This is a genomic window from Rhodopila sp. (assembly GCF_965277165.1).
GTDB lineage: Bacteria > Pseudomonadota > Alphaproteobacteria > Acetobacterales > Acetobacteraceae > Rhodopila.
The window spans coordinates 98198-113341 of record NZ_CBDICE010000006.1 but is presented as its reverse complement, the minus strand read 5'-3'; the positions used below and the strand labels follow the sequence as shown (position 1 = coordinate 113341).

Genomic DNA, 15144 nt, shown 5'->3' with positions numbered 1-15144 from the left:
GTGTGACCCCATGACTGACCGGGCCTCCGTCTCACAGATCCGCCGGCTGCGACGCTATCGTCCGCGGCCGCGCAAGCGGCCACGCTACAAAGGCCCGTCGTTCAACCGCATGATCCCGAATCTGCTCACCATGCTAGGCCTGTGCGGCGGCCTGACATCGATGCGCTTCGGACTCGAGGGCCGGTTCGGCGCCGCCGCCGTGGCAATCGTCGTCGCCGGCCTGATCGATGGCCTGGACGGCCGGCTGGCCAGAATGCTGAAAACCACATCACGCTTCGGCGCCGAGTTCGACAGCCTGTCCGACTTTCTCTGCTTCGGCGTCGCGCCGCCGTTCGTCATCTACCTGTGGTCGTTGCAGCGCGGCCACGCGTACGGCTACGCCCCGTGCCTGATGTTCGCGGTCTGCATGGCGCTCCGTCTGGCCCGCTTCAACGCATCCCTCGACGGCGCGCCGAAGCCGGCCTACGCCTACAACTTCTTCACTGGCGTCCCGGCCCCGGCCGGCGCCGGGCTCGCGTTATTCCCGCTGTTCCTCGGCCTCGAGGCAAAGTCGCTCGGCTTCGATTGGCTGCTGCAGGCGTCTCAATTTCCCCTGTTCTGCGCCGCGGTGCTGATCGGCACCTCGTTGCTGCTGGTGTCGACCCTGCCGATCTGGAGCTTCAAGAACTTCAAGGTCCCCTCGGAGTTCGTCCTGCCGCTGCTGCTGGGAACCGGCGCTTACGCCGCGGTCGCCATCGCCGACCCGTGGGCTGCGCTGGCGGCGGCCGGGCTGATTTATGTCGGGATGCTGCCGTTCAGCGTGCGCAGCTTCCGCCGGCTGCGACGCGAAGCCGAGGCGCCACGCGACGACCCCGATGTCGAGCGCCGCGAGATCGCCTGACCCCCCCACCGTTAAGGAAGCGACCGAACAACCCTATTTGCGACGCAGCCGCCGAGCGTTGGCGCGGGACCGAACCAAGTAAGGCGCCACCATCGCGGCCTGCCCCCTTCCGGTCATCATCGCCAGGGTCGAGGCCTGCATCGCCGCCGCCTTTTCCATCACCATGCGCTGATATTCAGCCGCGCTGCACGTCCCCTGTGCCATCATCAGCCCGCGGTGAAACATGGTCTCCCACGACGCCAGTGTCATTTCGGTCATCATCGCGGGAAGGCTGCTGCTGCGGCGCTTGGTCATACCCATCACATGGGACCTGCCGCGCCGCAACGCCAGACACAGCTTCGACACAACCAGACGCGCGACCCATGCAACCCATTGCAGAGGAGCAATAACCCCCCGCCTGCCGGACCGCGCCTGCCGGACCGCCCCCGCCTGACTCCGGCGGCCAATTGTCCAATCCATCCAGGATTCGCTATCCATCGCTGCATGTCCGAAACGCCCCCGACCTCGCCCGATCCCACCTCGCCCAACCCGACCCCCTTCGACCTGTTCGCCGGCTTCTTCATCGTCGGCATCTGCGGTTTCGGCGGCGTCCTGCCCTGGGCCCGGCGGATGATCGTCGACCAGCGTCAATGGCTCACCGCCGCCGAATTCACCGAGATGCTCGGGCTGTGCCAATTCCTGCCCGGCGGCAACATCATGAACCTGACGATCGCGCTGGGATCGCGCTTCCACGGCGTGCGCGGCGCCATCGCCTGCCTGCTCGGACTGATGACCGCGCCGGTGGCGATCGTCATCGCCCTCGGCGCGGTCTACGACCAGTACGCCGCCTACCCGCCCGTGCGCCGAGCGTTCGTTGCGCTATCGGCAGCCGCCGCCGCGTACCTGCTCGCCACCGCCTGCAGGATCGCCGCCCCGCTGCGCGGCCGCCCAGTGGCGATCGGCGTCACCGCCTGCTGCTTCGTGGTGATCGCCGTGCTGCGGCTGCCGTTGCTGGCGGTCATGCCAGTGCTGGCGATCGGCTCCACCCTGCTGCTGTGGCGCTTCCCCGCATGACCAGGCTGACCGAACTCGCCGCGGTTTACGCGCAATTCTCCCTGCTCGCCTTCGGTGGTGCCAACGCCGTGCTGCCCGAGATGCAGCGCCAGGTCGTCGACGTCCACCATTGGATGACCGCACGCGATTTCGCCGCGCTGTTCGCCCTGGCCCAGGCCGCACCCGGGCCCAACATGATGGTGGTCAGCCTGATCGGCTTCCGGGTCGCCGGCATCGCGGGCGCATTGGTAACCACAGCCTCGGTGCTCACCCCGTCGTCGATATTGACCCTGATCGTCAGCCGAGTGTGGTACCGGTTCAAGGACGCCCCCTTGCGCAAAGCCCTCCAGGCTGGCCTGCAACCGGTCAGCATCGGACTGATCATGGCAAGCGCCGCATTGCTGATCAAAAGCACCTCGGTGGACGCGGCGGCCGCCACTGTTACCGTCCTGACCGCGGTACTGTTCCTCGCCACCAAGCTCCACCCGATGCTGATCCTCGGCGGCGCCGCGATCGCCGGAGCCATCGGTCTCGTCGGCTGAACGATCGTTACGTGACCGACAACCCTCGCCACATTGCGACTGGCGCCCGATCGTGCCGAACTATACTACACTCGGGGCAACGCGAGAGCTCGCTCGTTCGAACTCATCGACCGCAGGCGCTGTCGATTTCGCTGGCCAAATCCGCACCGCTCGCTAACGCGACCAGCGTCTCGTTCGTTTTTCTAAAGAACGGACCGCTGCCGCGACTGCTGTTGCAGGACTGGGCCAATGCCTTCGAAGATTTCGCCGACAACGCGGCGCTTGGCGAGGCACTGGAACTCGCCATCAGCGTGGATACCGCGGTCGCACACCTGACCTACTCGCTGGGAGAACCGCGGTCGCCGCTCAATTGTTTCGACACCTACTGGCGGTGGCTGGAAGTCTAGAACATGGGCGCGATAATCCTGGTATCCCAGCGCCCGACTGTTCAGGCAACCCCGTTTCAAGCCACTGGCATTTTGAAACTGAAACGCGTCTCACGCTCCGACGACGTCACCGTCAGCGTGCCACCATGCGCGCGAGCGACTTCCCACGCAATGAACAGACCCAGGCCCAGCCCAGGCTGGTCCGGGCGCACCGCTCCGCGAGCGAACGGGTGGAACATTCGCTCCAGCACCGAAGACGGTATCATTTCGCCACCGTTGCAGACCGCGAGATCGAACGTCGTATCATCGGTAACCGCCTCGACACGCACCGGCTCGGTGGCGGCGCCATACGCCAGCGCGTTGCCAAGCAAGTTGGAAAGCAGTTGCGAGATCCGACCCGCATCACACAGCACCGGACAGCCCAGTGAGATGGATGCCTCGATCCGCCGGTCCGGGACACTTGATTGCAACTCCGAGATCACATGCCGCAGCACAGGCTCCAGCGCCTCGGCGGAGGTGCGGTCCAAGGTCAGCCCACTGCCCAGCCGGCCGCGCGCGAAGTCCATCACATCGTCGATCAGGCTCGACATCCGGTTGGCGCTGGCGCGAATGATCGTCACCATTCGCGACCCCTTGTCGCTCAGCGGTGTCCGCGCCAACAACTCGGCCCCGGTACTGATCGCCGCCAGCGGATTACGCAAGTCATGGCCCAGAACCGCGATGAACTGCTCGCGCAACAGCGAGGTTTTCTGCTCGTCCAGCAAACGGTCCTGGTTGACCGCCGCCTGCTCCAGCGCGTTGAGGTGAAACGCGATCAGCTCGGCGAACATCTTAAACATGTTCAGCACCTCGGGCGTGCTGAGCCGCGCCGGTTGCGCATCGGCGCCGCAAAGCGTGCCGAAGAACCGACCGTCTGGCAGCACGATCGGCACCGATATGCAGCTTTGGAAGCCATACAAAGGAGGGGCCGGATGGTCGCGATAACGCGGATCCTCGGCGACGTTGTCGATGACGATGGCTTCCCCGCTGGCACGCACCGCGTGACAGATCGTGGTGTCGACCGGAAGCTCGCCGCCCGGTTGCAGACCGGAGGCGAATTCACCGCGCACGCCGCAGGCAACCCAGCGATCCTCGGTTACGTGGGCCACGGCGGCGAAGCCAAGACCGGTGGTCCGACAAACCACGTCGAGTATCGTCGGGACCGCCTCTATCTCGCTGACGACGGCAATATCGGCTTGCAAATTGGTCACGCTCCCCTTCGGCTGCGGACACCCATGCGCCAAACCACAGCTACGTCCTTGCCAGACATCAGTTGCCAAACATCATATCAGCCCGGCGACGCGCCAGCATGACGCACCATGCGCCCGACATGGCTTCACTTCTATTTCGATTCCGCCGAATTGACCATTGCTAATCCGCTCTTCACCTTTCAGCCGCGCCGCTCCCCCCCGACTGATCCAAGCCCGGCCGAGTTGACCGTCTGAACCGATCCGATAGCCTCCAAACTGCATTGCATCGGAACGCAACCATTGACCGACCGCTTCGAACCCCCCCAGCCGCTCACTGGATCCGGCTTCGGCGCCCGCCTGCAAGTGGCCGAAGCCGTCGGAGCCCGGCGCGCCGTCGAAGCCGCCGAACGCGACCCAGCGTTGCTGCCCGCCGCGCTGGCCGACGCCGGCGGCCTGCTGCTGCTGCCGGGCCTGCAGGCAATGGCCGACCAACCCGAACTGCTGGTCCGCCTGAGCCGCATCTTCGGTGCCGAGGTCGAGGATTACCGCCACAACCTGACGCCCTCGAACATGGTGCACCCGAGCGTGCCCGAGATCTTCATTGTGTCCAACGTCCCCCCGGTCAGCCGCATGCCGCCGCCCCGGCCGGATCCGCCGTTGACCCAGGACGGCACGCTGCCAACCCGCTTCCCGCACCGCCGAGGCTGGCACACCGACCAGAGCTATCGCCGCCCGCCGCCCGACATCTCGCTGTTCCTGGCGGTGACGCCGATCCGCCGCGACCAGGGTCAGACGCTATTCGCCGACGCCACCGCCGCCTACGCCGCGTTGCCGCCCGAAATGCAGGCCCGACTGAACGGCCTCGACGGCATCCATGTACAGAACAGCGCCGGGCGCAACCGCGATGCCGTGCTGTCCGGCGCGCCCCCGCGTGGGCTGTCGCCGCACGAACGCCCGCAGCGCCAGCCGATCGTGCGCCTCCATCCGGTCACCAACCGCCCCGCGCTCTATCTGTGCGAGGCCGGCCAGATGGACTGGCTCGATGGCCCCATCGCCGGCATGCAGCCCGGCCCCAACGGCGACGGCGGCAAGCTGCTGTTCGAGTTGATGTCCCACCTCACCCGCCCCGAATTCGTCTACGTCCACGAATGGACCCGCGGCGACCTGGTGGTCTGGGACAATCGCTGCCTGGTGCACGCCGCCACCTGGTTCGACGCCGAAAATGAGGCCCGCGTGATGTGGCGCACCACGGTCAGCGGCAGTCCCGGCCCGGCCTACGCCGGCGAGAGCAAAAGCTGGATCGCCGCCTGACCGTCCCCTGCCCGCGCTAAATCGCCCCAGGCCAAACCGCCCCCCGCTATACCGCGATCTGCTCCAGGATCGCCCGCCGCTGGTCGATCCCCCACACCGCGATCATCACCGCCGGGATCAATGCGCCGGGGATCATCACATAGGCGAACCAGCCGGCATGGCCGAACGCGGCCGTCGCCGAGAACAGCCATCCCGCCACGATTGGCCCGAACACCGCGCCAAGGTGACCGACACCATCGGTCAGGCCAGTACCCGTCGCCCGCAGCCGGGTTGGATAGCTCGCCGCCGTGTAGTTGTACATGCTGAACAACCAGACCTCGGTCGCCCCCCAAGACAACGTCACCAGCACATACGAAGCCAGCACCGTGTGCACGAAATACAGCACCGCCAGCATGCACACGGCAATGATCGCGCTGACCAGGATGATCATCCGTCGTTCCACCGACTCCCCCAGCATCGCGCAGATCGCCAGCCCGCCGCCGCCGCCCAGCGTCGAGGACACCAGGATCACCCCGAACGCCTGGTCGGCGCTCAGCCCAAAGCCGCGCAGCAACAGCGTCTCGTAACCGCCGAAACCATAGATCATGCCGCTGTAGCCCAGGATCCAGGCCACCAGCAGCAACATCGTGCGACGACCATACTCGCCACGGAACAGCTCCCGCACCGGGACATGCTTGCGCACATCAACACTGTATTTCGCATATTGCGGCTCCGGCAGACTGCTCAGCCCGCTGCGCCGCAGGCATTCCGCCTCCAGCGCAGCGGTCACCCGTTCGGCTTGCTCGTGGCGGCCGTGCGCCTCCAGCCAACGCGGCGATTCCGGGATCACCCAGGCCAGCGGCACCAACACCACCAGTGACACTACGCAGTAGAAGTTGATGAACAGCTCGTAGTGGTTGGGTATCCACAAGATCGCCGGTATGTTGCCCAGCAGCCCGTACACCGCCACCGCCAGGACCTGGGACCCCAGCATCACCCGCCCGCGCTCCTTGGGCGGAATGATTTCGCCCATATAGACGACGTTGACCGACAGCACGCCCCCCAGGCCGATGGCGGACAGGCCGAAGAATACCATAAGCAGGGCAAAGTTGTTGGTCAGCGCCGTCGGCCACATCAGCAGCGCGATCGCCAGGGTGGAAATCAGCAGCGCCACCCGTCGCCCCCAGCGGTCGGCCACCAGGCCGATCAGATACTCGCCGACCAGGATACCAACGCCGAACTGCATTGCCAGCAGAAACGAGAACGCGGTCAGCCCGAACGCGTGCTGCGGCAGCCAGACATAGGGATAGACCTTCGCCGGGATCCCGTCCGCGGCGATGATCACGCCCCAGAACAACTGGCTGATCAACGCCAATCGCCACTGCGCCCAAGTCAGCGGCAGACGATCGATACGCGCGGCAATCCGCCCGGCTCCAACTGGTTCGGCTGTGGCATCCATTGGCGGCGACCTCGTTCGGGTTGGTTTCCTCCCGCCCTGAACCAGGCGGCGAAGCAAACTCTGCCGCGTCCGCCCCGCACCCGCAAGTCGATCGAGCCGCGTTTACGACGCTCCCCGCAAGGACCGCCGCCGCTCCACCCGCGACCGTCCCTCACACTCAGCGGCACATCGCCCGGCTTCGCCGGCGCGGCCAGGGTCAAGACCGCATGTCCGTTCCACTGATTGGGCGCTGACCATTCTCGCGATGGGCCGAGATCGAGGGTCTGATCCCGCGCAAGCCGGGCGAGCGGCGCAAGATCGCCACGCGCGATGCGATTAGCCTCGCCGAAACGCGGCGCGATAGGCTCGACACCGCCCTGCGTGGGCAGATCCGCGCTGGTTGCCGGCCCCCGCTAATCACCCAGCTAACCGCGCTGCGGGGGATCGACGTGATCGTCGCCGCCGGCCTGGCTGGGCTTGACACTGGTCAGGTCGGCGCAAGCACACTCAACGACCGGATGAAACAACGAACGTCTAGCGCAACGACTCGTGCGCCGTCTCCCGCAACCCCGCGATCACCCAGAAGCTGACCGCTGCCGCCGCCATCACATAGGCCGTCGGCGCCATCCTCGATCCGGTCACATCGATCAGCCATTGCGAGACGAACGGCGCGAACCCACCAAAAATCGCCACCGCCAGCGCATACGAAGACGACATCCAGGTCGAGCGACCACGGGTCGGAAACATCTCCGCGATCGCCGCCGGCCCAGGCCCTGAGAACAACGAAATCGCCAGCGCAAACACGATCTGTATCCACACCACCGAGGCGAACCCATAGCCCTGGGTCAACACATAGAACGCCGGAATCGGCAGCACGAAGCAAAGCGCGCACGAAGTCAGCAATAGGATCTTCCGGCCGATCCGATCCGACAACGCCCCCATCAGCGGCACCAGCACCACCAGCGCCAACAGGCTGGCGGTCGAGGCCCACAACGCCTGCGCCGCGGTCAAGTGCAACTGCGTCCTTGTGTAGGTCGGCATATAGGTCAGGAACACATAGAAACTCACGGTCCACAGCACGGTAAACCCGAACGCCCGGGCCGCATGCCCGAACGTCGAGGCCTCCGCCCCCTCGCCCTCGGCCAGCACTTCGCGGAACGGCGGCGTCTCATCCACCCGGCGCCGCAGCCACAGCCCGATCGGTCCGAACAAACCACCGAGCAGGAACGGGATCCGCCAGCCCCAGTCGTTGATCGCCTGCACCCCGATCCATGATGTCAGCAGCGCCGCCAGCCCCACCCCCAGCAGGCTGCCGCCGGCCACCGACATCTGCTGCAGGCTGGTATAAAACCCGCGTTGCCCCTCGACCGACCATTCCGCCATGAAGGCTGTCGATCCGCCCCACTCGCCGCCGGTCGAAAACCCCTGAAGCAGCCGCGCGGCCAGCAACCCAACCGGCGCCAGCACACCGATGGCGGAATAGGTCGGCAGCAGACCGATCATCACCGTGCCCACCGCCATCATCAGGATGGTCAGCACCAAAGCCGGCTTGCGCCCGCGCCGATCCCCCATGCGCCCGATTACGATCCCGCCCAGCGGCCGGAATACCAACCCGACGCCGAAAATCAGGAAGGTGTTCAGCAAAGACGTCCGCGGATCGTCGCGCGGAAAGAAGTTCAGCGCCAGCGATCCGGCGAGGAAACCGAAAACGCCGAAATCATACCACTCCATGACATTGCCGATGGTCGCCGCCCCGATCGCCCTGCGGCTCTGTTCCCCGGTGGGCCGAACCGCCGCCAAACCCGACGCTGAAACCGCCATTCGCCAACCCTTCCGTTGCCGCCATAGAAGCAAGCCGCCGGCGCACCCGGAAGCACGCACCTGGAAACAAGTGCAAGATCACTGCCATCCAACCGGTGATCGTGCCGAGATCAAACGCCCATCTTGAAGCCGATCCAATCCGCTTTCATCCGCGGTTGATTTCTTTCAATACCCCGAACTACAACCAAGCCTCCGCGCGTTCAGGACGCCTGCACCAGTCGACCACACGCAAAGCCTAAGGGCCCGGCCGCGTCTAACCTAACAACCACGGAAGCACCCTGCGGCGACGGACACTGGTTGCAAAAAACCGAACTTGCCACCCGGGTATTGAAACGACGCAAAAACCGCACCGCCGCTTATACGGCATTGACGCGGACCGGCGTCGGTCGAGCCGCGCAGCATCTTTTTGAAGCCTCGCCGCCTTGCAGAATCGTTTTTTACAAATACAAAATGCGCGGTTTAGGATCGCTTAGCCGCCGCAGTCTTACGCTCCAGCATGTCGGTCTCCCATCCGCCGCCCAGCGCCTTGTACAGCGCAACCAGATTGGACGACACCATGGTCGTGCTGTCCGCCAGTTGCAGTTGCGCCGCCAGCAGGCTGCGTTCCGCGTCCAGCACCGTCAGGAAGTCCGCCACCCCCTGCTGATAGCGGCTTTGCGCCAAGGTCAGGGCATGCCGGTTATCGGTCACCGCACGCACCAGTTCATCCCGCCTGGTCTGCTCCGCCTGATACGCCGTCAGCGCATTGTCCACATCGTGCCAAGCCTGCAGCACAGTCCTCTGGAAGTTGATCGCCGCCTCCTGCTGCTGCGCCTCTCGCAACCGCAAGGTTGAGCGCAACTGGCCGCCCTGGAAGATCGGGATGGTCAGCCCCGGACCCACAGAATATTGCTTCGAATTTATATCGAAAACCTTGCGAAACTGCAACGCCTGAAGTCCGAAACTGCCGGTCAGGCTGACCGACGGATAGAAGTTCGCCTGCGCCACCCCGATATCGGCGGTCGCGGCATGCAACTGCGCCTCCGCCTGACGAATGTCAGGACGCCGCCGCGCCAGTTCCGACGGCAGCCCGACCGGCACTCGCGGGGGCACCGGAGGCACCGGCTTCACCACCCGCAGTTCGGTGCGCAGCGCATTCGGCGGCTGACCCTCAAGCAGGCTCAACGCGTTGATCAGTTGCGCCTCCTCCTGCTCCAGCGTCGGGATCTGCGACAGCGTGCTGCGCAACTGCGCCGAGGCATTGGCCACGTCGAGGTCGGTGGTCACCCCCCCGGCGGCACGCTGCTGGGTCAGATTGAGGCTCTGCTGCGCGGTTCGGACGTTGTCTCTGGCAATCTGCAACTGCGCCTGCACGCCGCGAAGCTGGATATAGTCGCGCGCCACCTCGGCCAGGCTGGACAGCAGGGTGGACCGCCTCGCCTCTTCGGCGGCCTGGCTGCTGGCGGCTGACGATTCGACCGACCGCCGCACTCCGCCCCACAGATCGACCTCATACGAGGCATCGAAGCCGCCCTGCCACAGGTCGAACGGCTTTAGACCACCCCCGCTGACGCCGCCGGTCGAAAAGCCCGACGCGCCACTTGCTGCGTTGGCACCCACGGCACTGGGAATCACCGCGAAGATGCCGTTGTTGCTGGCCTGCTGGCGCACATACGACCCGTTGCCCTGCAGTGTCGGAAACAACGAAGCGCGCGCCACCGCAAGCTGGTCTCGGGATTCGTTCAGGCGCAGCCCGGCAACCTTGACATCGAGGTTTTCCCCCGCCACCCGCCGTTCCAGCCCGGTCAATACCGGATCACCGAACAGCGTCCACCAGTCGGGATTGATCGGTTCCGCCACGGGAATGCTCGCGGGTCGCCGCACCGCTTCTTTCGGACCCGAGAACCAAGAGGCGGGCGAGGCCCAGCCAGGCCGCTGGAAGTCGGGCCCGACGGTGCAGCCGGTCAGTCCGCCAGCCGCCAGAAACGCAACCGCAATTCGCGATTTTCGTTTTGATTTGTTGATCATAATACCTAATCCAGCAGGCCTGAGCCACGTCCGCAACCTCAACCTTGGTCGCGGGCCGTCGACTGGGTGCAGATTAGCCGCCGATGGTGCCGGCGCGCCACGGCGAACCCGTGCCGACCGGCCACGCCGCCGGATTTTCCCAACCGAGCCGCCGACCAGCCGCTAATCTCCGGCCCGGTCGCCGAAACCCTCGTGCGCATCCATCCGTGCCGCGCTGATCGCACGCAGCCCGCCAGGACCGCCTCGGGTCGCCGGCGCGACAGCAGCCGCCCCTCGGCGCACCCGGATGGCTAGATACCGAGAGACTACTTGCCGCTCGCCTGGATCGCCTGCCACACCCGCAACGGCGTGGCCGGCATGTCGAGATGCATGATGCCGTACGGCGCGAGCGCATCGACCAGGGCGTTCATCACCGACGGCAGTGCCCCCGCGCAGCCGGCCTCGCCGCAGCCCTTGGACCCCAGCACGTTGGTCTTCGCCGGCACCGGATGAGAGGTGAAGTTGAACATCGGCGCGTCGTTCGCCCTGGGCAGCGCGTAGTCCATATAGGACCCGGTCATCGGCTGGCCGCTGTCGTCATACACGACATGCTCCAGGAACGCCTGGCCGATGCCCTGGACGATGCCGCCATGCGCCTGGCCCTCGACCAGCATCGGATTTACGATAACCCCAAAATCGTTCACCATGTGGTAGCGGACGACCTCGGTGACGCCGGTTTCAGGATCGACCTCGACCTCGGCGATGTGACAGCCGTTGGGGTAGGAGAACGGCGGGCCCTCGGCGACGTGGGATACCGACAGGGTCTGCGGCACATCCGCCGGAAGCGTCACCGCGCCGCTGCGGAGTTGCTCAGCCAGTTGCATGATGCCGATGGCGCGATCGGTGCCGGCGATGCGGAACTGGCCGCCGCCGGGATTGGCACCGCTGGGCACCACCTGAAACTCGATATCGGCCTCGGCGGCCTCCAACACGTGGGCGGCAATCTTCTGGCCGGCCTGGCGGACTTTCTCGGCGCCCTCGACGATCGCGGTGCCGCTGGCCATCAGCGATTTCGACCCGCCGGTGCCACCGCCGGCCAGCAACTCGTCGGAATCGCCCTGCAGCAGATTGATCTGCTCGAACGGGATGCCGAGCCGGGCGGACAGCACCTGGGCAAACGCCGAGGCGTGGCCCTGGCCGTAGTCCAGCGTGCCGGTGATAATAGTGACGGTGCCATCCGGCTCGAACCGGATGCCGCCCATCTCCTTCGACGGCGGCCCGGTCACCTCCAAGTACTGGCCGATGCCGCGGCCACGCAACCGGCCGCGTTCGGCGCTCTGCCGCTTGCGCGCCGCGAAGCCGTCCCAGTCGGCGGCCGCCAGCGCCTTGTTCAGCACGGCGGGGAAATCGCCGCTGTCATACGTGGTGCCGGCGGGAGTCGTGTACGGCAGCGCGGCGGGCTGGATGTGATTGCGGCGGCGGATCTCGGCCGGATCGATCCCCATCTCGCGCGCCGCGGTATCGAGCAGGCGTTCGATATAGTAATTGCCCTCGGGCCTGCCGGCGCCACGATACGGGCCCACCGGGCTGGTGTTGGTGAACATCGCCTTGGATGTCACCTCCTGCAGCGGAGTGGCATACACCCCAATCGTGTTGCGCACGATGTTGCCGGTCGGCTGCAGCACGGTGCCATTCGACAGATAGGCGCCAATGTTGCCGTAGCCAGTCACCCGCAAGGCAAGGATCTTGCCGTTGGCGTCGAGCGCCAGTTCCTGGGCCATGTCGTGGTCGCGGCCATGACTGTCGGACAGGAAGCTCTCGCCGCGCTCGTCGGTCCATTTCACCGGCCGTCCGAGCAAGCGGGCGGCATGCAGGATGGCGGGATATTCCGGATAGAGCGAGGCCTTCATGCCGAACGACCCGCCGACGTTGCCGGTCAGCACCCGGACGTTCTCGACCGTCGCCTTAAGCGGGCCGGTCAGCAGCTGGCGCATCGCGAACACGCCCTGCGAGCCGACCCGCAGGGTCCAGCGATCGGCCTGCTGGTCATATTCGCCGATCGCCGAGCGTGGCTCCATCGGACAGACCACGACCCGGCTGTTGCGGATCTGCAGGCGCGTGACATGGGCGGCGCCGGCAAACGCGGCCTCGACTGCTTCGCTGTCGCCATGGTGGAAATCCAGGATCACGTTGCCCGGCGTGCCGTCATGCACCACCGGCGCACCCTCAGCAGCGGCGGCTCGGGCTTCGGTCACCGCGGGCAGGATGTCGATATCGACGAACACCGCCTCGGCCGCGTCCTTGGCCTGCTTGGCTGTCTCCGCCACCACCACCGCGACCGGGTCGCCGACGAAGCGCACCTTGTCGGTGGTGAGAACCGGTTGGGTCGGCTTCGGCATCTCGCTGCCGTCGCGCATCTTGAACACCATGCCCGACGGCATGTTGCCAAGCCCGGCGGCGATCAGATCCTGGCCGGTGAGCACCGCGAGCACGCCGGGTGCGTCCTTGGCGGCGCTGGTGTCGATCGAGCGGATGGTGCCGTGCGCGGCATTCGAGCGCACCATCACCGCGTGCGCCTGGCCGGGACGGTTGAGATCGTCGGAGTAGCGACCCTCGCCGCGCAGCAGCACCGGGTCTTCCTTGCGCGGGACCGGCTGGCCGACGGCGTATTTCTGATCGGCGAATTGGGACAGATCGACTGGTGCGTTCATACGGCGGTCCTCGACGGCATGGTGCTTCGCAACATGGCGCCGGTCGTTCGGGTCGGCAACCCGGCCGCTGGCCGGCCGAGACCGGAAATGGCAGAATGCGGAAAAACGGAGGTTTTGGATGCCGACCTATGAGTACGAATGCGCTGATTGCGGGCCGTTCACCGAGGCTCACCCGATCGCGGAGTTCGACCGCCCGCAACCTTGCCCCGATTGCGCCGCGCCGGCGCCTCGGCTGCTGACCGCGCCGGCGCTGGGTGGCGGCGCACAGGAAGCGTCCGGCCCGGCGGCGCCGGCGCATGCCGGGGGCTGTGCGTGCTGTATGCCCCGCCGCCTGTCGGCCGAAGCGGTCTAGCCGGGGTCCATCAGCGACTTGGGCGACCAATCTTGTGCCCTCATTGCCCAAGCCTCACATCAGCGGCCACACATCAGCAGCCACACATCGTCGGGCCGCGTGTTAGCAGGCCTCGGAAAGGGATCGCCGCATGGATTTCGACCTTTTTGTCATCGGCGGCGGCTCCGCCGGGGTGCGCTGCGCGCGGATCTCCGCCGGCCACGGCGCGCGGGTGGCGATCGCCGAGGACCGCCATTGGGGCGGAACCTGCGTCAACATCGGCTGCGTGCCGAAGAAACTGCTGGTGCAGGCGGGCGAATATGGCGGCTGGGCCGAGGACGCCGCCGGGTTCGGCTGGACGATCCAAAAGGGACCGCATGACTGGGCCAAGCTGATCGCCGCCAAGGACCGCGAGATCACCCGATTGGAGGGTCTCTACCGCAAGTTGCTGTCCGGTGCCGGGGCAACCGTATTGGATGGGCACGCGACCCTGCTGGATGCGCACACGGTGCAGGTCGGCGCCAAGCAGGTAACGGCGAAGACCATCGTCATCGCTACCGGCGGACACCCCGAACGGCCCGACATCCCGGGCGCCGAACTGGGCATCATCTCCGACGATGCATTCTACCTGAAGACCATGCCACGCCACGTCGTCATCGTCGGATCCGGCTACATCGCGGTGGAATTCGCCGGCATCTTCCGCGCGCTTGGCGCCGAGGTTCACCTGGTCTACCGCCAGCCGCTGCCGTTGCGCGGCTTCGACCAGGACATCCGCGATGCCATGCAAGAGGCCCTGTCGGCGCAGGGCATCATACTGCATCCAACCCGCCGGCCGGCGAAGCTGGAGGCGGATGGCGAGCGACGCATGCTGACCCTGGACGACGGTCAGACGCTGGTCACCGACCTGGCGTTCTTCGCCACCGGGCGGCGCGCCAACGTGCGCGGGCTTGGACTGGATAAGATCGGTGTCGAACTGAACGCCAAGGGCGCGATCAAGGTCGATGACCAGTTGCGCACCACCCAGCCGCATATCTATGCCATGGGCGATGTGACCGACCGGGTGAACCTGACGCCGGTGGCGACCGCCGAGGGGCACGCTGTGGCCGACACGCTGTTCGGCGGCAAGACGCGGACCGTGTCGCTGCGGAACATCCCATCGGCGGTTTTCACCACGCCGCCGGTGGCAACCGTCGGGCTGACCGAGGAACAGGCCTCGGTCATGGGGCCAGTGGACGTCTATGTCACCCGGTTCACGCCGATGCGGCACGCGCTGTCCGGGCGCGGCCGCAAGACGACGATGAAACTGGTGGTGGACAAGGCCACCCAGAAGGTGGTCGGCGCGCACATGCTGGGCGAGGACGCAGCGGAGATCATCCAGGGCATCGCCATCGCCGTGGTGATGGGGGCGACGAAGGCGGATTTCGACCGCACCATCGGCATCCATCCAACGGCGGCCGAGGAGTTCGTGACCCTGCGCACCCTGACCAGGTCAACGGATCTGGCGAAGGCGGCCGAGTAA

Annotated in this window: 13 protein-coding genes; 7 read left to right on the top strand and 6 right to left on the bottom strand. The window is 66.2% G+C overall.

The features are described 5' to 3' along the window. Positions 1–10 precede the first annotated feature (10 nt). The gene (locus ACQY4Y_RS12175; RefSeq protein ID WP_428490885.1) at positions 11–880 is read left to right on the top strand and encodes a CDP-alcohol phosphatidyltransferase family protein; all 870 of its coding nucleotides are present in this window, start codon (positions 11–13) and stop codon (positions 878–880) included. Between the two features lie 33 nt (positions 881–913). Here ACQY4Y_RS12175 and ACQY4Y_RS12170 read toward each other — a convergent pair whose 3' ends face one another. Then, positions 914–1180, bottom strand: a complete 267-nt coding sequence (locus tag ACQY4Y_RS12170) for a hypothetical protein (protein ID WP_428490884.1) — start codon at positions 1178–1180, stop codon at positions 914–916. A 183-nt stretch (positions 1181–1363) separates the two neighbouring features. On the opposite strand from ACQY4Y_RS12170, the gene ACQY4Y_RS12165 reads away from it, so the two are divergent. The 3 genes from ACQY4Y_RS12165 (at position 1364) to ACQY4Y_RS12155 (ending at position 2840) form a co-directional block, all read left to right on the top strand. Next, the gene (locus tag ACQY4Y_RS12165) at positions 1364–1933 is read left to right on the top strand and encodes a chromate transporter (protein WP_428490883.1); all 570 of its coding nucleotides are present in this window, start codon (positions 1364–1366) and stop codon (positions 1931–1933) included. Further along, positions 1930–2454 carry a chromate transporter gene (locus tag ACQY4Y_RS12160; RefSeq protein ID WP_428490882.1) on the top strand — a complete coding sequence of 175 codons (525 nt, stop codon included), beginning with the start codon at positions 1930–1932 and terminating at the stop codon, positions 2452–2454. Before ACQY4Y_RS12165 ends, ACQY4Y_RS12160 begins: the two co-directional genes overlap by 4 nt. A 212-nt stretch (positions 2455–2666) precedes the next feature. After that, the gene (locus tag ACQY4Y_RS12155; protein ID WP_428490881.1) at positions 2667–2840 is read left to right on the top strand and encodes a hypothetical protein; all 174 of its coding nucleotides are present in this window, start codon (positions 2667–2669) and stop codon (positions 2838–2840) included. Positions 2841–2896: 56 nt separating this feature from the next. On the opposite strand, the gene ACQY4Y_RS12150 is transcribed toward ACQY4Y_RS12155, so the two are convergent. Further along, positions 2897–4069, bottom strand: a complete 1173-nt coding sequence (locus tag ACQY4Y_RS12150) for a GAF domain-containing sensor histidine kinase (RefSeq protein ID WP_428490880.1) — start codon at positions 4067–4069, stop codon at positions 2897–2899. A gap of 279 nt (positions 4070–4348) precedes the next feature. On the opposite strand from ACQY4Y_RS12150, the gene ACQY4Y_RS12145 reads away from it, so the two are divergent. After that, complete coding sequence (locus tag ACQY4Y_RS12145; RefSeq protein ID WP_428490879.1) at positions 4349–5359, top strand: TauD/TfdA dioxygenase family protein; 1011 nt, start codon at positions 4349–4351, stop codon at positions 5357–5359. Positions 5360–5405: 46 nt separating this feature from the next. On the opposite strand, the gene ACQY4Y_RS12140 is transcribed toward ACQY4Y_RS12145, so the two are convergent. The 4 genes from ACQY4Y_RS12140 to ACQY4Y_RS12125 all read right to left on the bottom strand — a co-directional run bounded on the left by ACQY4Y_RS12140 (position 5406) and on the right by ACQY4Y_RS12125 (position 13294). Beyond that, on the bottom strand, positions 5406–6797 hold the full coding sequence (locus tag ACQY4Y_RS12140; RefSeq protein WP_428490878.1) for an MFS transporter: 1392 nt from the start codon (positions 6795–6797) through the stop codon (positions 5406–5408). Positions 6798–7310: 513 nt separating this feature from the next. Then, positions 7311–8597, bottom strand: a complete 1287-nt coding sequence (locus ACQY4Y_RS12135) for an MFS transporter (protein WP_428490877.1) — start codon at positions 8595–8597, stop codon at positions 7311–7313. A 459-nt stretch (positions 8598–9056) separates the two neighbouring features. After that, positions 9057–10604: an efflux transporter outer membrane subunit gene (locus ACQY4Y_RS12130; protein ID WP_428490876.1), complete on the bottom strand. Its 1548-nt coding sequence runs from the start codon at positions 10602–10604 to the stop codon at positions 9057–9059. A 305-nt stretch (positions 10605–10909) separates the two neighbouring features. After that, complete coding sequence (locus ACQY4Y_RS12125; protein WP_428490875.1) at positions 10910–13294, bottom strand: xanthine dehydrogenase family protein molybdopterin-binding subunit; 2385 nt, start codon at positions 13292–13294, stop codon at positions 10910–10912. A gap of 118 nt (positions 13295–13412) precedes the next feature. Here ACQY4Y_RS12125 and ACQY4Y_RS12120 point away from each other — a divergent pair, with 118 nt between their 5' ends. Further along, positions 13413–13646 carry an FmdB family zinc ribbon protein gene (locus ACQY4Y_RS12120; protein ID WP_428490874.1) on the top strand — a complete coding sequence of 78 codons (234 nt, stop codon included), beginning with the start codon at positions 13413–13415 and terminating at the stop codon, positions 13644–13646. A 130-nt stretch (positions 13647–13776) separates the two neighbouring features. After that, the gene (gorA, locus tag ACQY4Y_RS12115; RefSeq protein WP_428490873.1) at positions 13777–15144 is read left to right on the top strand and encodes a glutathione-disulfide reductase; all 1368 of its coding nucleotides are present in this window, start codon (positions 13777–13779) and stop codon (positions 15142–15144) included.